The 24,990-nt window shown below is 63.6% G+C and carries 22 protein-coding genes, 1 tRNA gene and 1 riboswitch; of the genes, 15 read left to right on the top strand and 8 right to left on the bottom strand.

Annotated elements, in window-relative coordinates:
• Positions 1 to 6 precede the first annotated feature (6 nt).
• On the top strand, positions 7 to 1,341 hold the full coding sequence (locus L0F51_RS09760) for a GGDEF domain-containing protein (protein ID WP_234628982.1): 1,335 nt from the start codon (positions 7 to 9) through the stop codon (positions 1,339 to 1,341).
• A gap of 16 nt (positions 1,342 to 1,357) precedes the next feature.
• On the opposite strand, the gene L0F51_RS09755 is transcribed toward L0F51_RS09760, so the two are convergent.
• On the bottom strand, positions 1,358 to 1,591 hold the full coding sequence (locus tag L0F51_RS09755; RefSeq protein WP_234628981.1) for a hypothetical protein: 234 nt from the start codon (positions 1,589 to 1,591) through the stop codon (positions 1,358 to 1,360).
• Between the two features lie 33 nt (positions 1,592 to 1,624).
• Positions 1,625 to 2,137 carry a hypothetical protein gene (locus L0F51_RS09750; RefSeq protein ID WP_234628980.1) on the bottom strand — a complete coding sequence of 171 codons (513 nt, stop codon included), beginning with the start codon at positions 2,135 to 2,137 and terminating at the stop codon, positions 1,625 to 1,627.
• A gap of 499 nt (positions 2,138 to 2,636) precedes the next feature.
• Here L0F51_RS09750 and L0F51_RS09745 point away from each other — a divergent pair, with 499 nt between their 5' ends.
• Positions 2,637 to 3,497 (top strand): porin family protein, encoded by an 861-nt coding sequence (locus L0F51_RS09745; RefSeq protein ID WP_314733304.1) that lies wholly within the window; start codon positions 2,637 to 2,639, stop codon positions 3,495 to 3,497.
• A 123-nt stretch (positions 3,498 to 3,620) separates the two neighbouring features.
• Here the strand turns inward: L0F51_RS09745 and L0F51_RS09740 are convergent, their stop codons facing one another.
• Positions 3,621 to 4,013, bottom strand: coding sequence for a hypothetical protein (locus L0F51_RS09740; RefSeq protein ID WP_234628979.1), 393 nt, complete (start codon positions 4,011 to 4,013; stop codon positions 3,621 to 3,623).
• 231 nt (positions 4,014 to 4,244) lie between these two features.
• Between L0F51_RS09740 and L0F51_RS09735 the strand changes: the two genes are divergently transcribed.
• From L0F51_RS09735 to L0F51_RS09720, 4 genes are all read left to right on the top strand, one after another.
• Complete coding sequence (locus L0F51_RS09735) at positions 4,245 to 5,420, top strand: phosphoserine transaminase (RefSeq protein ID WP_234628978.1); 1,176 nt, start codon at positions 4,245 to 4,247, stop codon at positions 5,418 to 5,420.
• Between the two features lie 116 nt (positions 5,421 to 5,536).
• Positions 5,537 to 7,126: a phosphoglycerate dehydrogenase gene (gene serA / locus L0F51_RS09730; RefSeq protein ID WP_234628977.1), complete on the top strand. Its 1,590-nt coding sequence runs from the start codon at positions 5,537 to 5,539 to the stop codon at positions 7,124 to 7,126.
• Positions 7,127 to 7,367: 241 nt separating this feature from the next.
• Positions 7,368 to 8,663 (top strand): adenylosuccinate synthase, encoded by a 1,296-nt coding sequence (locus L0F51_RS09725; RefSeq protein WP_234628976.1) that lies wholly within the window; start codon positions 7,368 to 7,370, stop codon positions 8,661 to 8,663.
• 41 nt (positions 8,664 to 8,704) lie between these two features.
• Positions 8,705 to 10,399 (top strand): hypothetical protein, encoded by a 1,695-nt coding sequence (locus L0F51_RS09720; RefSeq protein ID WP_234628975.1) that lies wholly within the window; start codon positions 8,705 to 8,707, stop codon positions 10,397 to 10,399.
• 36 nt (positions 10,400 to 10,435) lie between these two features.
• Here the strand turns inward: L0F51_RS09720 and L0F51_RS09715 are convergent, their stop codons facing one another.
• Together L0F51_RS09715 and L0F51_RS09710 are read right to left on the bottom strand one after the other, a co-directional pair.
• Complete coding sequence (locus L0F51_RS09715) at positions 10,436 to 11,374, bottom strand: ABC transporter substrate-binding protein (RefSeq protein ID WP_234629391.1); 939 nt, start codon at positions 11,372 to 11,374, stop codon at positions 10,436 to 10,438.
• Positions 11,375 to 11,421: 47 nt separating this feature from the next.
• Positions 11,422 to 12,180 (bottom strand): ABC transporter permease, encoded by a 759-nt coding sequence (locus L0F51_RS09710; protein ID WP_234628974.1) that lies wholly within the window; start codon positions 12,178 to 12,180, stop codon positions 11,422 to 11,424.
• Positions 12,181 to 12,212: 32 nt separating this feature from the next.
• Positions 12,213 to 12,324: riboswitch (TPP riboswitch) on the bottom strand.
• 120 nt (positions 12,325 to 12,444) lie between these two features.
• Here L0F51_RS09710 and L0F51_RS09705 point away from each other — a divergent pair.
• Complete coding sequence (locus L0F51_RS09705) at positions 12,445 to 13,389, top strand: DMT family transporter (RefSeq protein ID WP_234628973.1); 945 nt, start codon at positions 12,445 to 12,447, stop codon at positions 13,387 to 13,389.
• A 10-nt stretch (positions 13,390 to 13,399) separates the two neighbouring features.
• Positions 13,400 to 14,344 carry a DMT family transporter gene (locus L0F51_RS09700; RefSeq protein ID WP_234628972.1) on the top strand — a complete coding sequence of 315 codons (945 nt, stop codon included), beginning with the start codon at positions 13,400 to 13,402 and terminating at the stop codon, positions 14,342 to 14,344.
• A 58-nt stretch (positions 14,345 to 14,402) separates the two neighbouring features.
• Here the strand turns inward: L0F51_RS09700 and rpoH are convergent, their stop codons facing one another.
• Complete coding sequence (gene rpoH, locus L0F51_RS09695) at positions 14,403 to 15,317, bottom strand: RNA polymerase sigma factor RpoH (RefSeq protein WP_234628971.1); 915 nt, start codon at positions 15,315 to 15,317, stop codon at positions 14,403 to 14,405.
• Positions 15,318 to 15,480: 163 nt separating this feature from the next.
• Positions 15,481 to 16,491: an RluA family pseudouridine synthase gene (locus L0F51_RS09690; protein WP_234628970.1), complete on the bottom strand. Its 1,011-nt coding sequence runs from the start codon at positions 16,489 to 16,491 to the stop codon at positions 15,481 to 15,483.
• Between L0F51_RS09690 and L0F51_RS09685 the strand changes: the two genes are divergently transcribed.
• The 7 genes from L0F51_RS09685 to L0F51_RS09655 all read left to right on the top strand — a co-directional run bounded on the left by L0F51_RS09685 (position 16,490) and on the right by L0F51_RS09655 (position 23,649).
• Positions 16,490 to 16,900: a hypothetical protein gene (locus L0F51_RS09685; RefSeq protein WP_234628969.1), complete on the top strand. Its 411-nt coding sequence runs from the start codon at positions 16,490 to 16,492 to the stop codon at positions 16,898 to 16,900. The genes L0F51_RS09690 and L0F51_RS09685 overlap by 2 nt on opposite strands.
• Positions 16,901 to 17,336: 436 nt before the next feature.
• Positions 17,337 to 17,412 (top strand) — tRNA-Glu (locus tag L0F51_RS09680).
• Positions 17,413 to 17,489: 77 nt separating this feature from the next.
• Positions 17,490 to 19,091, top strand: a complete 1,602-nt coding sequence (locus tag L0F51_RS09675; protein WP_234628968.1) for a DUF6538 domain-containing protein — start codon at positions 17,490 to 17,492, stop codon at positions 19,089 to 19,091.
• Positions 19,092 to 19,625: 534 nt separating this feature from the next.
• Positions 19,626 to 20,690, top strand: coding sequence for a hypothetical protein (locus L0F51_RS09670; RefSeq protein WP_234628967.1), 1,065 nt, complete (start codon positions 19,626 to 19,628; stop codon positions 20,688 to 20,690).
• Positions 20,691 to 20,791: 101 nt separating this feature from the next.
• Positions 20,792 to 21,124 carry a DUF6634 family protein gene (locus tag L0F51_RS09665; RefSeq protein WP_234628966.1) on the top strand — a complete coding sequence of 111 codons (333 nt, stop codon included), beginning with the start codon at positions 20,792 to 20,794 and terminating at the stop codon, positions 21,122 to 21,124.
• Positions 21,121 to 22,800 carry an AAA family ATPase gene (locus tag L0F51_RS09660; RefSeq protein ID WP_234628965.1) on the top strand — a complete coding sequence of 560 codons (1,680 nt, stop codon included), beginning with the start codon at positions 21,121 to 21,123 and terminating at the stop codon, positions 22,798 to 22,800. The genes L0F51_RS09665 and L0F51_RS09660 overlap by 4 nt, the downstream gene beginning before the upstream one ends.
• A gap of 513 nt (positions 22,801 to 23,313) precedes the next feature.
• Complete coding sequence (locus L0F51_RS09655) at positions 23,314 to 23,649, top strand: hypothetical protein (protein ID WP_234628964.1); 336 nt, start codon at positions 23,314 to 23,316, stop codon at positions 23,647 to 23,649.
• A gap of 184 nt (positions 23,650 to 23,833) precedes the next feature.
• Here the strand turns inward: L0F51_RS09655 and L0F51_RS09650 are convergent, their stop codons facing one another.
• Positions 23,834 to 24,883: a phospholipase D family protein gene (locus L0F51_RS09650; RefSeq protein ID WP_234628963.1), complete on the bottom strand. Its 1,050-nt coding sequence runs from the start codon at positions 24,881 to 24,883 to the stop codon at positions 23,834 to 23,836.
• Positions 24,884 to 24,990 lie beyond the last annotated feature (107 nt).

Raw genomic sequence — 24,990 nt, 5'->3', positions numbered from 1 at the left:
CGCCTCATGGATGTGATGAACGTCCTTTTGCTGTTTTTGGAGCTGACCGTCTATTTCGCGGTCATGGCCGGTCTCTTCAGGCTTCGTCATCGGCTGGGGATCGGCATCTTCTTCTGCGCCCTCGGCGCCATGCATTTCCTGGAAACCTATCTGGCGGCGATCCTCTACGTGCCTTTCGCGGAGGGGACTGCAATTTCACCGGGCTCGACCGTCCTCTTCGCCGGCAAGCTCGTACTCCTTCTCCTCGTCTACATCCGCGAAGACGCCTCCACCGTTCGCCAGCCGATCTACGGGCTCCTCATCGGCAATTTCCTGACCGTCGCTCTCGTCTTCCTGGCGCGCCATCACATCGTCGCGCCGGCGACGGGGCAATTGCCGGATTTCAGCTTCATGAACGACATGGGCTGGCTGATGGTGTGGGGAACGGTGCTTCTGTTCGTCGACAGCATCCTCATCATTCTGCTTTACGAGCGGCTCGGCCGGATCATGCGCCAGAGCATTGGCCTGCGCATCGCGGTCAGCGCCATGGCAATCCTCACCTTCGATCAGATCGGCTTCTATTCGGCGCTCTGGGCGCTTCTCGATGCGCCGATCGACGTTCTGGTCGGCGGCTGGCTCGCCAAGATGGTGACGGCCTGCATCTACGGCGTGCTCGCCTGGTTTTATCTGCGCCATCTCGAGCGCCCGCCGCTGGTGGCGCCGCGGCAGAAGCGGATCTCCGACATTTTCGATATCCTCACATATCGAGAAAAATACGAGGATCTTCTGAAGCGCGTCGGACGCGACGAGCTGACCGGCGTTTTCGATCGCAGCCGGCTTCCGGGCGAAGGCAAGGATGCGCTCAATTGCACCCCCGAGGCGGGGCGGCCGTTCAGCGTGCTCATCGTCGACATCGACGAGTTCAAGGCGATCAACGACGATTTCGGCCATGCGTGCGGCGATTCCGTTCTCAAGGAGATGGCCGCGACGATGCAGGGGGTTCTGCGCAAGGAGGACGTGCTGGTGCGCTATGGCGGCGACGAGTTCGTCATCTGTTGCAACGATCTCGACCGCTGGGAGGCGACGTCGCTCGGTGACCGCCTGATGCGCCGGGTCGCGGCGCTGCAATTGCCGCCGCTCGGCCGGCCGGTGACCGTCAGCATCGGCCATGCGACATCGCCCGATGATGGACGGACGTTCGAGGAATTGTTCGCGGCCGCCGACCGGTCGCTTTACCGGGCGAAGCGGCGGCGGCATGGGGAAAGCTCAAGGCTGCGGGCGGAAGGAGATCTGGCGCAAGATCCGGGCACACAGCCCGCCGGCACTCAGGATCCCGAAGGCCTTGGGACCGAGCTCGTCTGAGCCCTCGAATCTGCTGTCACCTCTGAGTGGCTCGCCCGGGACTGGTTCGCTCGTCACCGGCACTCTCTTGCCGGCAGGCGGCGGTGCTGTCCGCCCCGCTCGATGCGCGGCATGCCGGCGCCTTGGCGCTTTCGATCCAGGCGTCGAGGCTGATCATGGTCGGCAGGGAGAGATGGTGGAAACTGGCATGGGCGTAGCCGGCGACCGATGCCAGGGTCAGTGCGGTCGCGACCAGAATGCGAATCAACATTTGGAGCTCTGTTCGCTCGCCTCGTCGAAAGGCTCAATGGTAGGTGCGGGCGATCTGTGGCTCAGATTCCGGTGGCTCGATCAGGCCCCGAACCACCTCGCACGGCACCGACATCAGCCGCTGGCCGTGTGACTCGAGCGCCGACGCGAAGCCGAGCGCCGCCTCGAGCGGTTCGCGATGATCGGCAAAGCCGCAGAAGCGCTCCAGACAATAATCGAGGCAGGAGCCGTCTCGATGCTGACAGGCGGCGATCATCGCCACGGCGAGACATTCGTCGCGGCAGATATGGGGGCAGCCTGAGCTGAAGCACTGGATCGGGTCCGTGCGCCAGAGGAAGACGGAGCGCACCCAATGGGCAAGCTGGGTGACGGAATGGCGTGCCGGGCCGTGACCGAATTTTTCGGAGAAGAGAGTCCAGGCCTCGCTCCAATGCTCGATGTCGCCCGTCTGATAGCCGGCGACCCACAGCCTGAAGCCGTTGACCACGAGGGCTTCCGGAGGGCGCTTGAGATAGCCGCAGGCCCCGGCGAAAGGACATTCGTGCATGGGCTATTCCTGTTCGCGGAGAGAGAGGTGTGTCGCTTGGAGACGCGTCGGCAGACGCGGCGCACGGAACGGTTCTGGGCCGTGGGCCGAACCGGCTGCGTGAAGGAGGGGCGGATGCGCCTGATCCGCTGCGGTCGCGCAGAAAAATCTCATTCATTTCCTCCAATCGAAAGGGTTCAAGGCCCTGACATCAAAGGACGTTGCGACGGGTGTCGCGACCTTGCGAACGAACCAGAAGGCCGGAGCAAAATCAAACACTATGTTCTGGATCTATTCTAAAGAAAGCAGCACTCGCCGGGCGTTCGGTTCGGACGGCCATGGCGTGGTGAAAGGGTCCAACACGTTGCTGAACTCGCGGCTGCCGGTAGGCTTTCGTTAAGGTTTAGAGGCGTGGTTAATCTTCATAGTTAAGCCCTTCTTAAGTGATTGCGGCTAAACCTTGTCAGCATCAGTGGGTGATTTCGGGCTGCCGGACGCGCCGCAAAAGACGAGGACCACTATGTTGAAACGCGCCACTCTTGCGCTTGCTGCCAGCGTGACGGCCTTGACCGCGGCACCGGCAGTTTTTGCTGCCGATCTTCCGCTTCCGCCGATCGTCGAGCCAGAGCCGCTGCCGCCGGCCGCGCCTTCCTTCAGCGGCTGGTATCTGCGCGGTGACATCGGCATCACCAATCAGCGGGTCGACAAGATCACGAGCAGCCTCATCGATCAGGCGATCGCGAACGGCGACACCGTCAGCTTCGTCAACGATCCGGAATTCGACAGCGGCGGCTTCGCCGGCGTCGGTATCGGCTATCAGATCAATCCCTGGGCCCGTGTGGACCTGACCGGCGAATATCGCGGCAAGACGAGCTTCTCCGCATTCGACACCTATGTCGGCGCAGATCCGGCTTTCATCGGCTCGAACGAATACGAGGCGATGAAGTCGGAATGGCTGTTCCTGGCCAACGCCTATGTCGATCTCGGCAGTTGGCACGGCTTCTCGCCCTATGTCGGCGCGGGCATCGGCGCCTCGCGCAACACGATCAGCGGCATGCGCGACATCAACACGCCGAACGGCTACGTGTCGTACGGCCGTGATCACAGCGAGTGGAACCTCGCCTGGGCGCTGCATGCCGGCGTCGCCTATCAGGTCACACCCAATCTCGCGCTCGACCTCGGCTATCGCTACGTCAATCTCGGTGACGCGGAATCGGGCGACATGGTCGGTTACGACGGCAACAACGACAACGTGAACCCGATCAAGTTCAAGGACATCGATTCCCACGATGTGAAGCTCGGCGTGCGCTACACCTTCGGGGGGCCGGCCGCGGAACCCGATCCGATGTATTATGGCGAGCCCGCCGTCGTTAAGTACTGAAGCTCCGGTCCTGAGCCTCTCTCTGGCTCTGCTCCTGGAACGGGTCGGCTTTGCCTGCCCGTTTCGCGTTCTGCGGCTCTTTTCTCATGCCGTGCGGCAGAGGCCGTGACGCGCAGGGCTCGTTCAGCCCGGGGAGGGCGGCAGCCGGCTCGGAGAGAAGAACGCGGCCAGGCGCCATGCAGCGAGCGTCGACAGGCCGGCGACGGCTGAACAGGCGCGCACGACCGACCATGTCTCGATCGCGTGAAGCGGCACCTGCAGCGCGACGAGCGGCGAAATCGCAAAGAAGACGATGGCCGGGGCGAGAAGCCCCAAAAGGCCGAAGGCGAGCGCCAGTTTTGCAAGCAGGCTCGCCAGAAGAACCAGAAAAAACACGATCAGGACGATTGCGGCGAGCCGCTCTGCGAGGGGCGGCCTGCGCCATTTCCAGCTGACGGGATCATGCAGTTCCGCCACCGCGGCGCCGCACGCCAATGTGGCGGCCGAATAAAGCAGGAGCGTCACAGCGCCCGACATCACATCTTCCCCAACCCGCGTCTCTGCCACCCCCGAAAGGGTCGGATCGACGCTCCCCCGACGACACTCTTCTGAAAACGCATTCTCTATATTGAGGCAAGCGCGCAACAGACATGGCTGCTCTCCGGCGGCCCACAATAAGCCAGTTGCGTTGTCACCCCCATTTCTGTAAAGGCGGCGGCGGGACACTCCGCCCCAACGCGGAGCGCCTATCTGAAAGGGTAGACTGACATGACGATGATTTCGCAGCCGGCAGAGCGCCCGGCCAATCCCCGCTTTTCTTCTGGACCGACTGCCAAGCGCCCCGGTTGGACGCTTGATGCACTTTCCGACGCCTTCCTCGGCCGTTCGCACCGCTCCAAGGGCGGCAAGGCCAAGTTGAAGCAGGCGATCGAGGAAACCCGCGACATTCTCGGCGTTCCCGCCGACTACAAAATCGGCATCGTGCCCGCCTCCGATACCGGCGCCGTGGAAATGGCGCTGTGGTCGATGCTCGGCGCCCGTGGCGTCGACGTTCTTGCCTGGGAGAGCTTCGGCTCCGGCTGGGTGACGGACGTCGTCAAACAGCTGAAACTCGAAGATACGCGCACGCTCAAGGCCGAGTATGGCGCGCTCGTCGACCTCGGAGAGGTCGATTTCACCCGCGATGTGGTCTTCACCTGGAACGGCACGACCTCTGGCGTGCGCGTGCCCGATGGCGAATGGATCCCGGCCGACCGTGAGGGGCTGACGATCTGCGATGCCACCTCCGCCGCCTTTGCGCAGAAGCTGCCTTTCGACAAGCTCGATGTTGTCACCTTCTCCTGGCAGAAGGTCCTGGGCGGCGAGGCGCAGCACGGCATGCTGATCTTGTCGCCGCGCGCGGTGGAACGGCTCGAGAGCTACACGCCCGCCTGGCCGATGCCGAAGATCTTCCGCATGGTGAAGGGCGGCAAACTCAACGCCGAGATCTTCGAAGGCGCGACGATCAACACGCCCTCGATGCTGGCCGTGGAAGATTATCTCGACGGGCTCGCCTGGGCCCGCTCCGTCGGCGGCCTCAACGGCCTCGTCGGGCGCGCCGATGCGAATTTCGCCGTCATTTCCGACTGGGTGGCGAAGACCCCCTGGGTCGATTTCCTGGCGCATGACCCGGCGATCCGCTCCAACACCTCCGTCTGCCTCGTCATCGTCGACGACGAGGTGAAGGCGCTTTCCGAGGCCGAGCAGGCCGCCTTTGCCAAGGCGCTGACTGCGCGTCTCGACAAGGAAGGCGTCGCTTTCGACATCGGCGCCTATCGCGATGCGCCGGCCGGCCTCCGAATCTGGTGCGGCGGCACGGTCGAAAAGGCCGATCTGGAAAAGCTGACGCCCTGGCTCGACTGGGCCTTCGCCACGGAAAAGAGCGCGCTCAAGAAAGCCGCCTGACCTTTTCTTCGCCTGCGGGACAAGCGCCCGCGGGCGCTTCCCGATCTTTCACGAATTGACCGGCCTCCGGCGTGGCGACACGACCACCGCTGCAGGCCTCGACTAGGATTTTCGCCATGAGCAAACCCCGCGTACTCATCTCCGACGCCCTTTCCGAAACCGCCGTCGCCATCTTTCGCGACCGCGGAGTGGACGTCGATTTTCAGCCCGCCCTCGGCAAGGACAAGGATGCGCTGATCGCCGCCATTGGCGAGTATGACGGTCTCGCCATCCGCTCCGCCACCAAGGTGACCGACAAGGTGATCGCCGCCGCCAACAAGCTGCGGGTCATCGGCCGGGCCGGCATCGGCGTCGACAATGTCGACATCCCGGCGGCGACCGCCAAGGGCATCATCGTGATGAACACGCCTTTCGGCAATTCCATCACCACGGCCGAGCATGCGATTGCCATGATGTTCGCCTGCGCCCGCCAAATCCCGAAGGCCGATGCTTCGACCCAGGCCGGCAAATGGGAAAAGTCGAAGTTCATGGGTGTCGAGATCACCGGCAAGACGCTCGGCATCATCGGTTGCGGCAATATCGGTTCCGTCGTGGCGCGCCGTGCGCTCGGGCTTTCCATGCGCGTGGTCGCCTATGATCCGTTCCTGTCGGAAGACCGGGCGGCCGATCTCGGTGTCGAAAAGGTCGAGCTCGACGAGCTGTTCCGGCGTGCCGATTTCATCACGTTGCACACCCCGCTCACCGACCGGACGCGCAACGTCATCAATGCCGATGCGATCGCCAAGATGCGCGACGGCGTGCGCATCATCAATTGCGCCCGCGGCGGGCTGATCGACGAGCAGGCGCTGCGCGATGCGCTCGACAGCGGCAAAGTGGCGGCTGCGGGCGTCGACGTCTTCGCCCAGGAGCCGGCGAAGGAAAACGTGCTCTTCGGTGCGCCCAACGTCGTCTGCACGCCGCATCTTGGAGCTTCCACGATGGAAGCGCAGGAGAATGTGGCCCTGCAGGTCGCCGAGCAGATGGCCGATTACCTGACGACCGGGGCGGTGACGAACGCCCTCAACATGCCGTCGATTTCGGCCGAAGAGGCGCCGCGGCTCACGCCCTTCGTCAAGCTCGCCGAACAGCTCGGCTCGTTTGCCGGTCAGCTGACGGAGACGGGCGTGCGCCGGGTCCGCATCGAATATGAGGGCACGGTCGCAGAGATGAACACCAAGGCGCTGACCTCTGCGGCGCTGACGGGCTTCCTGCAGCCGCTCCTGCAGTCCGTCAACATGGTCTCCGCACCGGCCGCCGCCAAGGAACGCGGCATCCAGGTGGAGGAGACGCGCCGCGAACAGCACGGCGCCTACGAAACCTATATCCGCCTCACCGTCGTGACCGACAAGCAGGAACGCTCCGTCGCCGGCACGGTCTTTGCCGACGGCAAGCCCCGCATCATCCAGATCAAGGGCATCAATATGGAAGCGGAGCTGTCGGAGCTGATGCTCTACATCACCAACAACGACAAGCCGGGCTTCATCGGCCGAATCGGCACGCTTCTCGGTGAGAACGGCATCAACATCGCCCGCATGCAGTTCGGCCGCGACTTCGAGGGCGGCAACGCGATCGCCCTCGTTTCGGTCGACCACAAGATCTCGCCGGAGCTGATGGAGGCGATCAACCGGATCGAGAACGTGCAGCAGGTGAAGCCGCTCGTCTTCTGACGCGCTTCGATGCCTGATCGGCGGCCGGCCTGACCGGCCGCCATCATCCGAGAGCCGGCGCCGCAATGCGGGGTCCGGCTCTTTTGCTGCCCGCCGGCCTCCGGCGCGGGCGGCGCTCGCCGCCATGCCCTGCACCTCAGACAGGGCCGCCATCCGCTGCAACGCTTGACGGAAGGGGCCAAAGCAGGGCACTCGCGGTAGGAATTCCTGAAAGACGCTGGACGCAGAAAGGCCTCGTGTCATGGCCAATGTGGTGGTTGTCGGCTCGCAATGGGGCGACGAAGGTAAGGGCAAGATCGTCGACTGGCTGTCGGAGCGCGCCGATGTGGTGGTGCGTTTTCAAGGCGGCCACAATGCCGGTCATACGCTCGTCATCGATGGCGTGTCGTTCAAGCTGAGCCTGTTGCCCTCCGGAGTGGTGCGGCCGGGCAAGCTTGCCGTCATCGGCAACGGCGTGGTGCTCGACCCGCACGCCTTGATTGCGGAGATCGACCGCCTCGCCGAGCAGGGCGTGACCGTGACGCCCGAGACGCTTCGCATCGCCGACAATGCCGCCCTCATCCTGTCGCTGCACCGTCGTCTCGACGGGCTCAGGGAGAATGCCGCCGCGCCCGAGGCGAAGATCGGCACGACGCAGCGTGGCATCGGGCCAGCCTACGAGGACAAGGTCGGCCGGCGCTCGATCCGGGTCATGGATCTTGCCGAACCCGAGACGCTGCCGGCCAAGATCGATCGGCTTCTCGTCCACCACAACGCGCTTCTGAAAGGCCTCGGGGAGCCGGAAGTGTCGCGCGAAGACATTTTGGCCGAGCTCGAGGACGTGCGCGAACGGGTCATCCCGTTCTGCGATACCGTGTGGGCGCTGCTCGATGCGCGGCGCAAGGCGGGCGATCGCATTCTCTTCGAGGGGGCGCAGGGCGCGCTCCTCGACATCGATCACGGCACCTATCCTTATGTCACCTCCTCGAACACGGTGGCGGGACAGGCCTCGGCCGGGTCGGGGATCGGGCCTTCGGCGCTCGATTATGTGCTCGGAATCACCAAGGCCTACACGACCCGGGTGGGGGAGGGGCCGTTCCCGACCGAAGACAAAGGCGAGATCGGCAACTTCCTCGGCGAGCGCGGCCGCGAATTCGGGACCGTCACGGGCCGCAAGCGGCGTTGCGGCTGGTTCGATGCGGCGCTCGTGCGCCAGACGGTCAAGGTCTCCGGCATCGACGGCATCGCCTTGACGAAGCTCGACGTGCTCGACGGCCTGAACGAGATCAAAGTCTGCGTGGGCTACGAGGTGGACGGCCGCCGCGTGTCCTGGCTGCCGGCGGGCGCTGCGGCCCAGGCGCGGTTGAAGCCGATCTACGAAAGCCTCGAAGGCTGGCAGGAATCGACAGCCGGCGCACGAAGTTGGGTCGATCTTCCCGCCCAGGCGGTGAAATACGTCCGGCGCATCGAAGAACTCATCGAAGCTCCGGTCGCTCTTCTGTCGACGAGTCCGGAACGAGCCGATACGATCCTTGTCCGTGACCCATTTCAGGACTAAGCCTTGCCGTTAATCCACGGTTACACAGTTCTTCAAGCGTTATGCCCGATTACGTAGCGATCCTTAAACGCTCCATCGCCAGTCTTCCCGATGACGGGCCGGACATGCGCCAGGCGGTCTACGACCGCGCCCGCTCTGCGTTGGCGCGCCAGCTCACCGCCGTGGAGCCTCCGCTGCCCCCCGAAGATATCGAAGGGCATCATGCGGCGCTCGAAGATGCGATTGCCGTCGTGGAGGAAGATTTCGCGGCCGAGAGTGCCGGTGTCCAGGAGCCCGACGAGGAGCCGGCACCACCGCCGCCTCCACCCCCTCCGCCACCACCACCTCCTCCTCCCCCGCCTCCTCCGCCCCCGCCTCCTGCAAAAGAGGCGCCTCGGGCGGAACCGCCGCACGCCCGGGCCGTGCCCCAATATGGGGAGCGCGACCTTCGGGGAAGCGGCTCTGTTGGGGGCGGTGCTGCTGGCGGCGATTTCGCCGGAAGCCGGGAGCCGAAGCGGCCGGATGCTGCGGCCGGGGCTGGTCCCGCCGGCGCGCCCGTGCCGAATGTGACGTCCGAGGGCAAAGACGATTACCCGCAGGACGCCCGGATCGAGGGCGCCGGTGTCGAGGACGAAACGCCTTCTGCCCGCAAGTCGCGTTGGAAGAAGGAAAAGAAAGCCAAGGGCGAGGCCAGAGACGAGGCCGTTGCGGCACCGCGCCATGACGATGGCTCAGAGAAGGTGCGGACATCGCGCGCGCCGGCGCTGATCGCGACCGTTCTGGTTCTGTTGATCGCGCTCGGCATCGGAGCGGTCGTCTATTCGCAATGGGATACGATCGTCACCGCGTATGACGATATCTCCGGCCAGGTTTCCTCCGACGAGACGGCACAGGGAACGGCTCCGGGGAAAGCCGAGGACAACACCTCCTCGTCGCCTTTGACGGGCCTCATCGAGAGCCAGGGCGAACGCGTGGAAGGCAAGGACGAGGATCGTCTCCTCTCCGGGCCGGAAGCCGAGACGCCCGATACCGGACCTTCCACGAGCCAGGAAGAGCCGATGGATGCGCCACTCGACGGTGCGCCGAGCGATGAAGGTCTGCCGGACGACACGGGCGAATCAGATGGCGCTGGTCTGCCGGCCGACGAGACGCAGCCGGGCACGCCGGACGAGCTCTCCGAGACGGCGCCCTCCAACGACAATGCCGCGGGACAGGCCGCGAGCGGTTCGCTCGTCGGGCAAAGGGCGATCTTCTACGAGCAGGGCGAAGACGGTGCCGCCGGCAAGGCGGTGAACGGCGCCGTGTCGTGGTCGACGGTTCAGCGCGGGGACGGAGGTGCCGCCATTCAGGCGAAGATCGACGTGCCGGAACGGGATGCCGAGGTGACGATCACCATCTCCAAGAACAATGACGTCGCCTTGCCCGCGAGCCATCTCATCGAGATCGCCTTCACAGGTTCGCTCGACGACACGGTGGCTGTGCAGCGGGTGCCGGCCTTGGTGATGAAGCCCAACGAGCAGGCGCGCGGACAGCCGCTTGCAGGCGCTGCCGTCGACGTGACCGGGGATCTCTACTGGATCGCGCTTTCCGACACACCCGATCAGGTGGAGCGCAATCTGGAACTTCTGCGCAGTGGTTCCTGGTTCGACCTGCCGATCCTGTTCGAGGGCGGCAAGCGGGCCCTGATCACCTTCGAGAAGGGTATTCCGGGCGACAAGGTGTTTGAGAATGTGATGCAGAGCTGGGGCGATTCCTGATCGCCCCAGCCTGACTGGCTTTTACCGAACGGGCCTTTACCGAACGGCCTGGGCGTAGCTTTCCAGCTCCGGTACGGTCTCGATCAGTCCCTGATCCTTCATGAATTCCGCGAACCGCTGATAGCGGCCGGCGTCGAAGGCGCCGGGGCTTTTCGAAAAGCGGCCGACCGTATCCATGAAGGCGCGGCGATTGAGCTCGTCGCCGAGATCGGGATGCGCCTTCGTGAAGATCTCAAGCGCTTCCTCGGGATGGTTCGTGAGATAGAGCGTGGCGTGTTCGATCGCCTTCAGAAAGCGCGGCAGCCGGTCGTCGTCGAGCTTGTCTGAGCGCGCGATGAAGATGAGCTCGTCATAAGGCGGCACGCCGTGCTCCTCGGGATAGAAAGCGCGGCCGGGCTTGCCTTCGATGTCGAGCTGATTGAGCTCGACATTGCGGAATGCGCCGATGACGGCGTCGACGCGGCCTGCAAGAAGGGCCGGTGAGAGTGCGAAGTTGACGTTGACGAGATCGACGTCGTCGAGTGTCACGCCGCTTTCTCCGAGCATCATCTTCAGAAGCACATCCTCGAAGCCTCCAACCGAGAAGCCGACCGTCTTCCCCTTGAGGTCGGCGAGCGTCGTCACATCGCTGCCTTCCAGAACCACGAGCGAGTTGAGCGGCGTCTCGACGAGCGTTCCGAAGCGCGCCAGCGGCAATCCCTCGGCAACCTGGAGATAGAGGTTGGGCTGATAGGAGATCGCGACATCGCCTTCACCTGCCGCAACGAGGCGGGGTGGGGCGCTCGGGTCGGCCGGCGGGATCATTTCCACATCGAGGTCTTCCTCGGCGAAATAGCCCTTTTCCTGCGCGACGACGAGCGGCGCGTGGTCGGGGTTCACGAACCAATCGAGCAGCACGGTCAGGTGGTCCGCGGCTGCGGCGGGCGATGCCGTCAAGATGAGCGCCAGAAGCATCAGGCGCAGGCGGTCGAGCATGGTCATTTCCTCTCTTTTCGGATCATGTCGGGGTTTCGGAGATCGTCTCAGGCGATGCTCGCTTCTCCCGGCACCCAGCCGAGGAGGCGGCGCAGGACGAGATCGATCAGGGCGCGCAGCAGGATCGCCATGGCGGCGAGCAGGAAGAGGCCGACGAAGACGCGGTCGGTCTGCATGCGGGCATTGGCCTGCAGCATGACGAAGCCGAGGCCCGCGGATGCGCCGACCCATTCGCCGACCACGGCCCCGATCGGGGCGATCGCGGCGGCGACCCGCAGACCGGAGGCGAGGGCCGGCAGGGCGGCAGGGATACGGATGTAGCGGAAAGTGTCGCGACGCGAGGCACGGTTGAGCCTTGCGAGATCGAGAAGGCCCGGATCCGTGCGCTTCAAGCCGTCGGCAAAAGAGGTCGCGACCGGAAAATAGATGATGAGACCGGCCATCACGACCTTGGACGCCATGCCGAAACCGAACCAGATGACGAGAAGCGGCGCGATGGCGAAGACCGGAAGCGCCTGGCTTGCTGCCAAAAGCGGCATAGCGAGCCTTTCAAGTGCCGGCGACGCGACGACCAGGATCGCAGTCAGGGCTCCGACCAGCGCTCCGACGACGAGCCCGACCACGATCTCCGTCGCGGTGACGGCGGCGTTGCCGAGATAGTAAACGGGAAGGGCGGAGAAGGCCGCCACGAGATCGCTCGGCGCCGGCAGGATGAAGCGCGGCACGCCGGTTGCGCGCACGAGCCCTTCCCACAAGGCCAGGAGCGCGATCGCGATCGATAACCGGATTGCGAGAATAGCCAGCACGCGCCCCTTTCATGGCAGAGATCATGCGTGCTGGAGAGACTGAGGCCCGTCCCTTCGCCGGCATGATCCGGATCAGGTTCAAAGGGTTCGGCCGCCATCACGGCCATCTCAGCGCGGTTTGTCCGCACACCCCTCGGAAACGCCCACCATAACTTTCCGGCCGAGCCTTGCAAGCCGTCTCACGGCGCCGCTGGGGCGCGTTTGCGATCTCATCCGTGGTCCCGATGCGTGACAAGTTTGTCGCAGAGGGATAGAGGCGGGGAAATGCGTGTCCTCTTTGCCCCTTTTCGTTGGCTTTTCGATCAACCCTATCTGCTCTTGACGCTCACCTCGCTCTTCTGGGCCGGCAATGCGGTGGTCGCGCGGGCGGTGATCGATGATTTCTCACCGATCCTTTTCGCGCAGCTGCGCTGGGGTGGGGCGGCGCTGTTGATCCTGCCTTTCGCCATGAAGGCCCTGCGCGCGGACTGGCCCGTGATCCAACGTCATCTCGGCGTGCTGACGCTGATGGCTTTGTGCGGCATCACGCTCTTCAACACGCTTCTCTACTGGGCTCTCGAATATACGACGGCGCTCAACGTCGTGCTTCTGCAGGCGACGACGCCGCTTGCCATCGCCTTCGTCGTTTTTATGCTCTTCCGCGAGCGGCTCACCTTCGGCCAGCTTGCCGGGATCGTCGTCTCCCTCATCGGCGTCGTGGTCATCGTCTCGCGCGGGCAATTGCAGGTGCTGGCGCATCTGCGGCTCAATCCGGGCGACGTGATCATGCTGGTCGACGTCGTCATCTATGCCACCTACTCCGCGCTTTTGAAGCGGCGGCCGCCTCTTCACTGGCTGAGCTTTCTGGCGATCACCATCGGGTGGGGCGCCATCATGCTCCTGCCGGCAAGCGCGCTCGATCTTTTGCACGGCGGCCATATCGACATCAATGCAGCGAGCCTTGCCGCGCTCTTCTACGTCGCCGTTTTTCCCTCAGTGCTCGCCTATATCTGCTTCAACCGGGGCGTCGATCTCATCGGTCCGAACAGGGCGGGGCCCTTCTTCCATCTGGTGCCGTTCTTCGGGGCCATTCTCGCTGTCTTCGCCCTTGGCGAGACTTTTACCTACGCCCACGCTTTCGGCGGCGTGTGCATTCTCGGCGGCGTCTTCCTGGCGAGCCGGAGGCAGCGCCTCAAGAATCGGGTGGAGCCGGAGAGAAGCCTCTCTTAGGGCTCGTCACATGGACGCCAAAACCCTCCCCACATCTGCACGCGCCGCGTCAGCCGAGGCCTCTCTCGATCTCGGCAGCCTGACGCTTCTCGTCCTTCTGTCGCTCCTCTGGGGCGGCTCGTTCCTGTTCATGCGCGTCGCGGGCGCGGAGGTGCCGGTCTTCACGCTCGTGCTTTTGCGCGTCGGCATCGCGGCTGCGGCACTCTGGGTTGTCATCATCGCTTCGGGGCGGCGCCTGCCGAGCCGGGGTGGGATTTATCTGCGCGCGCTTTTGATGGGTTTTCTCAACAACGCCGTGCCGTTTTCGCTGATCACCTTCGCGACCGTGGAAATCGGTGCGGGCGCGGCCTCCATCCTCAATGCGACGACGCCGATCTTCACCGTTCTCATCGCGCATGTTCTGACGGCGGACGAGAAGATGACGACGAACAAGGTCACGGGCGTCGTTCTCGGTTTTCTGGGTGTTGCCGTGATGATCGGCCTACCGGCCCTGCGCGGGCTGACGGCCGATTTTCTGGCCGTTCTGGCGATGCTTGCCGCGGCGACGTCTTATGGGTTTTCGGCGGTCGTCGGAAAGGGATTTCGGGCGACCGATCCCGTCGTGGCGGCGGCGATGCAGCTTTCCGCATCGACCCTTTTGATGGTTCCGGTCGCATTCCTCATCGACCGGCCCTTCGCCACGGCAATGCCCGGCATGGCCGCGATCCTTTCGATCCTCGGCCTGGCACTTCTGTCCACGTCCTTAGCTTATGTGCTGTTTTTCCGGATTCTGGCGCGCGCCGGCGGCACGAACGCGATGCTCGTCACGCTTCTCGTGCCGGTGAGCGCGGTGACGCTCGGCGTCGTGCTGCTCGGAGAAAGCCTGTCGGCGGGGCAGTTCGCCGGCATGGCCATGATCGGCGCAGGGCTCGTCGTCATGGACGGACGGGCCCTGCGGCGATTGCGGGGCGGCTAGAGCGTCCCATCCCTTGAGGGACAGATTTCTCTGTTTCGTCTCGGGAGGGTGCGCCGCCTCAGGCGTCGGCGAGGAGGCGCTGCTGGGCGCCGCGGTCGCGTTCCTTGGAGGCGCGGATCATCGCCTTCTGCACCTTTTCGAAGGCCCGGACCTCGAGCTGGCGCACACGCTCGCGCGAGACGCCGAACTCGCCCGAGAGCTCTTCCAGCGTCAGCGGCTCGTCGGAGAGACGACGCGCCTCGAAGATCCGCCGTTCGCGCTCGTCGAGCACCTCGATCGCGTCCTTCAGCATGGCGCGGCGCTGCTCGAGCTCATCCTGGGCGATGAGGTTCGTCTCCTGACTCTCCGTCTCATCGTCGGACAGCCAGTCCTGCCATTCGCCGCCTTCGCCCTCATTGGCGCGGATCGGCGCGTTGAGCGAGGCATCGCCGGACAGCCGCCGGTTCATGGAGATGACCTCCTCCTCGCTCACATTGAGCCGCTTGGCGATCGTCGCCACCTGCTCGGGCTTCAGGTCGCCTTCTTCCAGCGCCGAAATCTGGCTCTTGGCCTTGCGCAGGTTGAAGAAGAGCCGCTTCTGATTGGCCGTCGTGCCCATTTTCACGAGCGACCAGGAGCGCAGGATATATTCCTGGATCGCGGCGCGGATCCACCACATCGCATAGGTGGCGAGACGGAAGCCCTTGTCCGGATCGAAGCGCTTGACGGCCTGCATGAGGCCGACATTGCCTTCCGAAATGACCTCGCCGATCGGCAGGCCATAGCCGCGATAGCCCATGGCGATCTTGGCGACGAGGCGCAGATGGCTCGTCACCAGACGATGCGCGGCATCGCGGTCGTCATGCTCCTGATAGCGCTTGGCGAGGATGTACTCCTCTTGCGGCTCGAGCATGGGGAATTTGCGGATCTCGTCGAGATAACGAGACAAACCGCCTTCGGCGGTGGATACGACGGGGATGTTGCCTGTGGCCATCGGGATTGCCTGTCATCAGAAGAGTCGACACCGGGAGGCGCCGCGGAGCGGCCGCATCCTGTGCACTCGTGGATTGTCTTGGAGCAGAGCTTTCGACCCCGCCTGTCTAACTTTTGTCACGTCCTGGCTTGCGTCAAGCCTATCATGCCTCTCGCGATGCTGCCTAATTACGGCCTTGTAAGGCTTCAGAAGGCTTTCTTAAGGCGTTCAGAAGTGTCTCGAAATCGCTCGGCAGTTGCGAATGGAAGAGCACCGTCTCGCCGGTTTCCGGATGGCGAAAGCCGAGCGAGCGGGCATGCAGGGCCTGGCGGGCGAGGGTGTGGATGGCATCGGCCGCGTCTGCGGGAAGTTTTGCGACCTTCGACTGAAAGCCCGAGCCGTAAAGTGCGTCGCCCAGAAGCGGATGGCCGATATGGGCCATGTGCACGCGAATTTGATGGGTGCGACCGGTTTCGAGACGACAGGTGACGAGGCTTGCGAGCCCGTTCTGAAAGGTTTCCTCCACCCGGTAATGGGTGACGGCATGACGGCCGCCGCGGCGGACGGCACGTTTTTCGCGGTTCTTCGTATCGCGTTCGAGCGGGGCATCGACCGAGCCGGCGCGCAGTTGCGGCACGCCCCAGACGAGTGCGCAATATTCCCGCTTCAGCGGGCCTTGGCGGCCGTGATCGGCAAATTGCGCCGAGAGATCGCGGTGGGCGACATCGTTCTTGGCGATCACCAGAAGACCGCTCGTGTCCTTGTCGAGGCGATGGACGATGCCCGGACGGCGAATGCCGCCGATGCCGGAAAGCGTGTCGCCGCAATGGTGGAGGAGGGCATTGACGAGGGTTCCGTCGTGAGCGCCGGGGGCGGGGTGGACGACCATGCCCGCAGGCTTGTCGACCACGACGAGATGGGCATCCTCGTAAACGATCGCAAGCGGGATCGCTTCCGGCTTCGGTGTGGCTTCTTCCGGTTCCGGCAGATCCACTTCGACCGTCTCGCCGGGTTTGACCCGGTAGTTCGGCTCGTCTAATTTCCGCCCGCCGACGCGGACATGGCCGTCCTTGATCAAAGCCTTGAGGCGGCTGCGCGACAGACGATCGGCGCGGGCAGCCAGAAAGGCATCGAGGCGCAGGCCGGTTTCGTCCGGCTCCACAGTGTAATCCAACACGCTTTCGTGATCCTTCATGACGCCTCACGCATCCGCCAAAGAGCGCCCCGGAAAACTGCCGCCGGTGGGCGACGACGACGAAAAGCCTCTCGATCCGGCCGCAGAAAGAGTGCGCCGGCGGCTCGTCCGCCTGTTGATCGTTTCGTTCGGGACCATGGTTTTGGGCTTTGTCGCCGTGTTCGGCGCAATAGTCTACAAGCTCGGTCTCCTCGGAGCCCCGGCCGGGACGGGGCCGAGCGTCGCCGAAGTGCGGCTGCCGGCGGGATCCACCGTCACGTCGGCCGCGCTCGACGGCGACAACATCCTGCTGCGGATCAGCGAAGCGGCGCGCGGCGACGGGCAGGAGGGCCGGGGCGAAGAGCTTCTCGTCCTCGATGCGGCGAGCGGCACGATCCTGCACCGCATCAAATTGCTTCCGGGCGGCTGATCGAGGGCCTGTGAGTGCGGTTGGCTGGGGGCAGGGGGCTGTGCTTGCCGGAATAGGCGGCAAGACCCGCACGCGGCAAGACCCGCAGGTGGCAGGATCCGCACGCGCCAAGCCGCAATGGCGCGCTGCGGCTTTTGCTCCTTGTCGTGCCGTTGTTGTTTTGCGCCTTGCGCTGCTTTGAGTGTTTTGCACCTTGCGGCGTGTTGAGTGTTTCGCGCCTTGCAGCGCTGGCGGGGAACGAGCCTTTTGTTGTGATTTGCGGCATTCTATGTGGCGCCTCGTCCGCACAACGGGCCGGGTGGATCGGACGCAGTCCGGCTCGCAAGCGGGATTTTGATTTCTCGTCTTCTCGCCTCTTGCATCGCCGCGCGGGTCATGCCACATAGCGCCTCCGATGCTTCGCGCGGGCGCTTTCGCCTGCCAGGCTGACGCCGCTGCTCCCTTCGTCTAGCGGTCTAGGACGCCGCCCTCTCACGGCGGAAACAGGGGTTCGATTCCCCTAGGGAGTACCAGCGCCTAAGTCCTTGATATTTCCTCGGAATTTCGCGTTTTCGCCTGATTCGTACACAGCTTTGTACACAGGCGTTCTATGCATGTTCTGACCCGTGGAACCGGCTCCACCTTCCAGATTCGGGTGCCTTCCGATCTGGTAACGATTCTCGGCCATACTCCCTTCCGCACTACGCTCGGTTTTCTGCCCAAGCGAGAGGCGCAGCGGCGCGCGCGTCTTCTGGCCGGGCAGGCTGAAATCCTGTTCATGCGGTTGCGGCAGGCACGCCAGATGGTCGGCGACGACGAGAAAAGCTTTGATACCTCGCTGCGCTCCGACTTCGCCGCCGCCCTCGACGAGCTTGCCGGAGCACCTGCCGATAAATTCCAGAGCCTTCGGGAATACGAAGCGAAGCTGAAGGAGCTGGAGCAGCGCCTTCAGGAGAAGGAAGCCGCGCTCGCGCTCAAGGAAAAGGCGGTCGTCGATCTCAGCGAAGGTCAGGCTTCATCGGCCCACGCGGCGAGCACCGACGAGGAGACTTCAGAACAACCCGTTCCGCTCTTCAGCGAGGCCGCAGCGGAGTTCCTGAAGGGCAAGCGTGAGGCGCTGGGGCCGAAGAGCTCCTTCGTGGCACGCCGCGCCCTCGCTCTGCGCGCGTTCCGTGACATCGTCGGCGACCGACCTCTCAACGAGTACCGCTCTGCGGACCTCCAGGATTTCGTCGCTGTCGTCGGCAGGTTGCCGCGCGACTGGGCGAAGAGCCGTCGCTTCGCGGGGCTGAGCCTGCGTGAAGTGGCGGAGGCCAACAGAGGTCTGAAGCAGCCATTGCCGTTCCTCACGACGACGACCGTGAATGAATATGTCGCGGCGGTGCGCACGCTCTGGAGGTCGGCCCGGATCGACTACGAAAGCGTCCGCCCTTTGGAGAAGGCGCAACTGACGCTGCCCACAACTCTGCGGCGCCCGACCCGACGTGAGGGGATCGAGGTCGAGCATCTCAATCTCTGGCTTGCGGCGGCTGCTGCCTGCCCGAGGCCGGATGATCGGTGGCTGCCTCTTCTGGGGTTGCTCACCGGCGCGCGCCTTGCCGAACTCGTCTATCTGCAGGGACAGGATTTTCGACGCCTCGGCGAGCACTGGACCGTCGATCTTCGCACCGATCTGACGAGCGACAATGGCGATCCGCTCGAGCGCCGGGTCAAGACACAGGCCGGACGGCGGGTCTTTGCGCTTCACAAGACGCTCGATGAGCTTGGCTTCGTGGAATGGGCACGTGGGCGCGACGGCTTCATCTTCGATCTCCTCCACCGCGCTCAATGGCCAGCCCATACGGCCTCCAAGCGCATGCTGCGCCAGATGAAGGGTGTCGGCATCCACCTGCCGCAGGCGGGCGTCTTCCACAGCCTTCGCCACACGACGAAAGCCTGGCTGCGCGAGGAGGGACGTCCTCTCGGCACCGACAAACGCATGGAGAATTTGCAGGTCGGCCACGCACTGAGCGGGATCGACGACCATTACGGCTGGCAGAGCCTGCGGCGGAAGGAAGTCGAGCGGCTCGCAACCCTGCCACTTCTGGAAGGTCTCGATCTCTCGCCCTATCAAGGGCAGGTCGAAGAGGAGAGGGAGAAACCGAAGCCGCGCGGACCAGTTCGGAAGCGACCGTCTCCTCGCACGAAGAAGGCGAAGTCCCGCGCTCGTTAACCATGTTTGAGGTTTTGAGCTCACAACCTGGGCGGGTCCTGGCAGGCTGATCGTGTTCCCGATGACGGGAGCGTTAAGCGGCCACCGGCGCTGTTCCAGCAGCACCGATGGCCTGACCACACCAAGCAGTAAGGATGCTTGCCATGGCTATTGGCCGTCTTAGCCCGAACTGGGCGCTTTCCAAAATCCCCTTGTCGCTTGTCCGGCGCCCTGTCGGCATCGCCGGGTCGCACGCACCCGCGCGCCTGAGTTCGCTTTCCCTTTGATCTGACGATCAGGAGAGCGTCCGGCCGACGGCTGGCGCCTTCAGCGGATTTTCGGACATTGCAGATGCCTTTCGCTCGGCGTGTTCTCCGCGTCCGGGAACGACGGCGGCTGCCTCATGCTCCGAGCGATCCTCGCGGCGGACATCATCCCCTGTCCGACTGCAGGCGCTTGTCCAATCCCGCAGGAGCCTCCGGCGGCACCAGCCGTCTGTTGGCCGCTCTCTCCGATCGTCTTCCGAACATCCTCTTGAACTCAAGGAAGACATCCATGTCCGACACCATTTCCGCCACTTCTGATCTCTCGTCCCGCGCCCCCGGCTCCGAAGAGATGCCTCACTCCAACGAACGAGACTGCGAGACCGCGCACGCTGCGAAGAGCCTCCATCTCAGCCTTGAAGATCTTGCACCGACGTCCTTCTGCTCCACAGATCTCGGCAGCGTCACGCTGATCCGGCGTCTCGATGCGATGTCCGGTCCGCTCGCGGCTCGGTCGGCTGAGAACGTCGTCGGCACGGCCTGCGCCTTCTCCGCCCCGTTCCGGCACACCGAGGCGCTGCGCGAACTCGGCCTCAAATCCGGTGAGGCTGCGACCTACATTCTCGTCGGGCGCAACGGGTCTGAGACGCTTGCCTATGTCGGCGAGACCGTCGATGTCATGAAACGCCTCAGCTCCCACCGGCGCGACAAGGACAAGGCCTTTGCCGAGATGGTCTTCGTCGTCACCAGCCGGGGCGGCCTGAACTCAAAAGATCTGGCGCGGCACCGGCAGGCAAAATATGCGGCCCTCATTGCGGCTTCCGGCCGGGTAAAGCTGGTCGGTGCACCGCCGGAAGCGGCCGAGCTGCCGCCCGTCTTTGCCGCCATTGCCGACCCGCTGGCAGATCAGGAGCGGCAGCTTCTCTGGGATCTCGGCTGCCCGCTGCTGGAGCCGTCTCTCCGCCATCCGGCCCTCGGCATTGTCGATGCGGAGGCTGGTGGAGCGGATGTCCTCTCGCCGGACCAGGCGAAGCGCCCGATGATGGAGATGACCTATGCGGGCCTCTTCGGACGTGGGCTTGAATGCGACAACCTTTTCATCGTGCTGCCGGGCTCTGAAGTCCGCGTTCTCGGTGAGAACGGCAACGAAGAGAGCTCTGTCCGAACCCGCCGAGCGATCCTGGAGAAGCGCGGCGTTCTGACCCCGATCCCGGGCGTGGAAGACCGGCAGAGGCTCAATTCCGCGGTGGCGTTCTGGTCGAAGTCGATCGCGGCACGGGTTCTGGCGGGCTCGCATGTGCCGAGCAATGTGTGGCGCCCCATCCATCCGTGGCGGTCTCTCGAAGTCGTCGAGTAGTCGAGGCTCCGTCCCCACCACTCCACAAGGAAAGAACAAAACCGGACCGGCGGCGTCGGTCCGGCAGGATCAACACGTCTTATTTTTGAAGGACAGAGCAGATGCTCATTCTCGACCACGATGGTCTCGGGCCACATGCGGCGCGCGACGTCGCGCGCGTGGAAGCGCTCGCGGCCGACCTCGGCGCGCTTCATCAAGGCCGGATCCCCGCAGCGCAGGATCTCACCGGTGCACCGATGATCGACCGCTGGGCCTTCGTCTCCATCAGCACCTCAGCGCTCATGGGCCATGTCACGGGCCATCCGGTTCTCGGCACCCGCGAGGTCCTGACCTCCGCTGTGTGGGTGGCGGCTCCCGACTTCGGCGTCGTGCGAACCCTCTCCCGCTATTACCGGCTTGGTCGTGCGGCCGATGCGACGGAGATCGGCTCATGAGCGACGATCAGAAGAAAAGCGCACTTGCGGACTATCTGCGGCGTCGCCGATCTAGCGATGACGACAATCCGGCATGTCCCGTCTGGCCCGATCCAGATCCGGAAGGACGGGAACGGCGCGAACGGCGATGGTCCCGTCGTTCGAAAGCCGCCAGAGAACGGCGGCATCTTCCCGATCTCGCCGAGCTCATTCTCCACATGTCGTTCTTCGGCAACGACCTTGCGGCGGATGTCCAGACCTGGGCGGAGCGCGTCTACCCGCTCATCCCGGAGGATGATCGTGAGGACCACACGGCTCTGCGCCACCATCTGACAATCCTCACGGTTTCGGCGAGCCTGGACGATCTCAGAGACACTGCCGAAGCCTTCCGTCGGGCGGGGAAGCTGAAGCGTATCAACAAGGCGGTAGCGGCGCTGCGGCTCGATTACTATTCTGCGTGTCTCGGGGACCGGCATGCGCCGTGGCGCATTGCGGGTGAGGCGATCTCGCGTGCCTATGATCTCCAGACGCCACAGGATCAGGCGCTCGACTATGCGACCGCCGCCGTCGGCTGGCTCATCCATGCGGGTCGCTACGAACCGCTTTCCGCCGACCGGCTCGCCGGCCAACGCTCCCGGCCGCGAATGGATTTCCGCGGCGATACGTCCGACTTCGGCCTCGAAGTTCTGGCGCGGATGCTCGACGAGCGGGAACGGCGCATCTATCGGCGTGTCGAGACCTATTTCAAGACACGCACCGAGCCGAACCGGGACGGAGCCTCACCGACCGGGGACGCTGAGGAGGCCGGAGGAGAAGAGCCCCGGCCGGAGGATCCGGGCGCCGTCGTGTTCCGCTCGGTCGGCAATGTCGAGACATCGCAGCGCGTGGCGCGGGAGTTCGCGGAACTTCTCAACACGCGCCTGCGGCTCGCTCACAAGCCCGATCTTGCGGTCCTTCAAAAAACTCTCACGGATGAGTTTCCGCAGGCAGCCGAGATCGTCTCGGCGATCCTCTCCGAACTCGTCCCACTCGACATCGTCCGGCTCCGGCCGATCCTGCTGGTCGGCGAGCCCGGCGCGGGAAAGACAAGATTTGCGGAGCGGCTCTGCGACGCACTCGCTCTGCCGCACGAGACGTATTCTTGCGGCGGCGTCTCCGATGCTGCGCTTGGCGGAACGGCAAGGCGGTGGATGTCGGCGGAGCCGTCGCTTCCGGTGAGCCTCATTCGGCAGTTCCGTCATGCCTCGCCCGGGATCATTCTCGATGAGATCGAGAAGGTTGGGACGAGCCGCCACAATGGCAACCCGCTGGACGCCCTGTTGCCGATGTTGGAGCCGCTGTCGGCGACGCACTGGCATGACCCCTATCTCCAGGCGCATGTCGACCTCTCGCATGTCGTCTGGATCGCCACCGCAAACGAGCTCCGAAGTCTCCCGGGGCCGCTGAGAGATCGCTTCCGCGTGTTCCATTTCCCGGAGCCCGGGCCGGAACATCTCCTTCCGCTTGCGGGGCGCCTCATGCAGGACATCGTTCAGGAGCGCGGACTCGATCCCCGTTGGGCGATCCCGCTCGACGGCGAAGAATTGGCGGCCCTGCAGGCGGCATGGCCGGGCGGCTCCGTCCGCATCCTCAGGCGGCTGGTGGAACGGCTCCTGCTGGCGCGCGACAGGTGGAAGGCGGAGGAGGAGGTGCAGTGACCGGACGTTATCCCTCGGCACCGACGCTATCAGCTGAACACCATTCACTTCGGCTTTTTTCCGGCTGGCGTTTGCGCTGTTCGGAAAGGTCGAACTCACGCTCCTGCTGCTCTGCCGATCGCCGGACGCGGCCCGCTCCGGCCATCGATAACGTGCCTGCACATTATGATGACTTGCGAATTTTTGTGACACAACCCCGAGACAAACGATTCAGATCTCCGCGCATTGGTTTCGAAGGTCGAGACATGCGTTCCGGGTCTTGGCGCGGACGATTCGAGAGGCTGTGCATGTGTTTCGAAAGCCTGAGAGTTTTGTTTCACGATGTGCGCGCAAGGCAGGATAATGTACGGGCAGGTTGCCAGCACGTTGCGGCGCCAGGGCAGCCTCCTTGCGGGCAAGGCGACGCCACGGGCGAATGCCAGGGAACGATATCGGGAAGAGGATGATGCGGGGGGCCACGGCGCGGCATCGTCTCGCGTCACACCCGGCGGCTGGTGCTCGTAAGCTGAGATCATGAGAAAGCCCAAGCCACGCCGTCCGGAGCAGAAAGACAAGCAGCGGGCCTATCGGGCAAAACAGAAGGCGGAACGGATTCCGTCGCGAGACGACGTCGCCCGCATCGTCCTGCATTGGGCCATCACCGGCGCCCTCGCTCCCGGCGAGGAGAAGCAGCTGACCGGCCTTCGCAACATGGTCATCCAAAAACTGGTGGAGCAAGACTTCTCAGAGGAAGGTGCAAGGCGCCGTTTCGACGAAATCGTGGAGCGCTACCAAAACGGCTGGGACTTCCGTGCCAAACCCCATCTGCTGCGGGTTAAGGAAGGCATCCCCGACGACGATGCGCCATGATTCCCCCCATTACTCCCTGAAACGGCGTTTCCGAGATTTTTGATTCAAAAGGGGAACAACGATCGAGCTTGTTGCCTAGGGGAGATCATTCCAGTCACCACTGCTCATGAACCAGGAATTATTTACACTTTTCATGGGCTCCCTTAGCACCAGAAGCTTTCTCCCGGGCTTCTGTCGCCACCTCCTAGCTTAAGAAAGTCCGAAGGCCTGGATTTTGCGTCTGTGCCCCGCAGAGCTCTTGATGACGATCCTTGCATTTACGCCAGAATTCTTGTGTCGCCGTGATGCGCTGGGATGTAAACCATTGATCGTCGTCGTCCTCCCGGAGCAAAGCAAACTCGGGAGCTGCGAGAGTGTCCATAATAGCGCCAACAACGTGCGGCTCGCTTAAGTCAAAAGGCGGGGTCTGAGGGGGGGCAGCAGGGAGAACGGCGTCTGCCCAATCTGCCTCCCGATCGAACCTCCAGACCCGCTTGAGCCGGCGCCCTGCACAGAACCAGTAGGGATGATACCGCTTGTCCGGTAAACCGTCCGAGTGTGTACGACGGACCCATACCAGAAAGTGGGTTCCTGGACTCATCATCCCTTTGTCGTTCGAGTGAGACACATCGAGCCCTTCTCGAATGAGCTCTTTTTCCCCTACTCCATAACGACCGAGCTGCCGATGAATTGACGATGGATTATATTCAGGAGCGACGTCTACCACCCACCATAGCTGCGGGGGATTTTCCTGGCTCGGATCGAAGTCGCGGAAACTCGGAAGGGACGGGCGACTTCTTCGTCTTTGCTTCCAAGCTTTTTTAGCCTTCTCGAGGTCCTCGGGCCGAATTTCATCGGCATTTTTCCATAGGCGGTCGAACCACTCCTTGATCGCTGCGATGTTCTTCACAAGAACGGCTGCCTCGATCCACCGCGCTTGCTCATCAGCCTCGAAGCCCAGACCATTTGCTGACACGTTTGCTGATCCGACTACCGCCCTGTCTTTCGCCAAATAAACCTTTGCATGAAGAATATCGACTTGGCGGATATCGAAATGAGCCAGCTTCTCTATCTCATATGGGTTGGTTCCTCCGCTCGAAAGGTTGCATATTATCCGGCAATTGCCCGCACTTCGGGCAGGAAGCATTTTTGAAGCCCCACGCCCCCAAAATGCTACTGCACAGCAGCAGCCATCCTGTCGAAGGATATTTCGTATCGCTTCATCCAAAGCCGTTCCATGAAGGAACTCTCCCATGTCCTCCTCCTAAAATACCTAAACATAGCCCTCGGAGTGCGATTTATAATTATCCGAAATTAGCGTCATTTTTTCAGATAGGCGATCATGCTGAGGCAAGCGCTTGC

Source organism: Afifella sp. H1R, from assembly GCF_021462425.1.
GTDB classification, from domain to species: Bacteria; Pseudomonadota; Alphaproteobacteria; order Rhizobiales; family Afifellaceae; genus Afifella; species Afifella aestuarii.
The sequence above is the reverse complement of the archived record's forward strand: the minus strand, read 5'-3'. Positions and strand labels throughout refer to the sequence as shown.

Bases quoted from the DNA above. Each gene is read 5' to 3' on its own strand.
- L0F51_RS09700 (WP_234628972.1), top strand. From the start codon at position 13,400: ATGGACGCCAAAACCCTCCCCACATCTGCACGCGCCGCGTCAGCCGAG.
- L0F51_RS09665 (WP_234628966.1), top strand. From the start codon at position 20,792: ATGCTCATTCTCGACCACGATGGTCTCGGGCCACATGCGGCGCGCGAC.
- L0F51_RS09675 (WP_234628968.1), top strand. From the start codon at position 17,490: ATGCATGTTCTGACCCGTGGAACCGGCTCCACCTTCCAGATTCGGGTG.
- L0F51_RS09690 (WP_234628970.1), bottom strand. From the start codon at position 16,491: ATGAAGGATCACGAAAGCGTGTTGGATTACACTGTGGAGCCGGACGAA.
- L0F51_RS09725 (WP_234628976.1), top strand. From the start codon at position 7,368: ATGGCCAATGTGGTGGTTGTCGGCTCGCAATGGGGCGACGAAGGTAAG.
- L0F51_RS09740 (WP_234628979.1), bottom strand. From the start codon at position 4,013: ATGTCGGGCGCTGTGACGCTCCTGCTTTATTCGGCCGCCACATTGGCG.
- L0F51_RS09720 (WP_234628975.1), top strand. From the start codon at position 8,705: ATGCCCGATTACGTAGCGATCCTTAAACGCTCCATCGCCAGTCTTCCC.
- L0F51_RS09660 (WP_234628965.1), top strand. From the start codon at position 21,121: ATGAGCGACGATCAGAAGAAAAGCGCACTTGCGGACTATCTGCGGCGT.
- L0F51_RS09670 (WP_234628967.1), top strand. From the start codon at position 19,626: ATGTCCGACACCATTTCCGCCACTTCTGATCTCTCGTCCCGCGCCCCC.
- L0F51_RS09735 (WP_234628978.1), top strand. From the start codon at position 4,245: ATGACGATGATTTCGCAGCCGGCAGAGCGCCCGGCCAATCCCCGCTTT.
- rpoH (WP_234628971.1), bottom strand. From the start codon at position 15,317: ATGGCCACAGGCAACATCCCCGTCGTATCCACCGCCGAAGGCGGTTTG.
- L0F51_RS09755 (WP_234628981.1), bottom strand. From the start codon at position 1,591: ATGTTGATTCGCATTCTGGTCGCGACCGCACTGACCCTGGCATCGGTC.
- L0F51_RS09715 (WP_234629391.1), bottom strand. From the start codon at position 11,374: ATGCTCGACCGCCTGCGCCTGATGCTTCTGGCGCTCATCTTGACGGCA.
- L0F51_RS09705 (WP_234628973.1), top strand. From the start codon at position 12,445: ATGCGTGTCCTCTTTGCCCCTTTTCGTTGGCTTTTCGATCAACCCTAT.
- L0F51_RS09750 (WP_234628980.1), bottom strand. From the start codon at position 2,137: ATGCACGAATGTCCTTTCGCCGGGGCCTGCGGCTATCTCAAGCGCCCT.
- L0F51_RS09685 (WP_234628969.1), top strand. From the start codon at position 16,490: ATGACGCCTCACGCATCCGCCAAAGAGCGCCCCGGAAAACTGCCGCCG.
- L0F51_RS09650 (WP_234628963.1), bottom strand. From the start codon at position 24,883: ATGGGAGAGTTCCTTCATGGAACGGCTTTGGATGAAGCGATACGAAAT.
- L0F51_RS09655 (WP_234628964.1), top strand. From the start codon at position 23,314: ATGAGAAAGCCCAAGCCACGCCGTCCGGAGCAGAAAGACAAGCAGCGG.
- L0F51_RS09745 (WP_314733304.1), top strand. From the start codon at position 2,637: ATGTTGAAACGCGCCACTCTTGCGCTTGCTGCCAGCGTGACGGCCTTG.
- serA (WP_234628977.1), top strand. From the start codon at position 5,537: ATGAGCAAACCCCGCGTACTCATCTCCGACGCCCTTTCCGAAACCGCC.
- L0F51_RS09760 (WP_234628982.1), top strand. From the start codon at position 7: ATGGATGTGATGAACGTCCTTTTGCTGTTTTTGGAGCTGACCGTCTAT.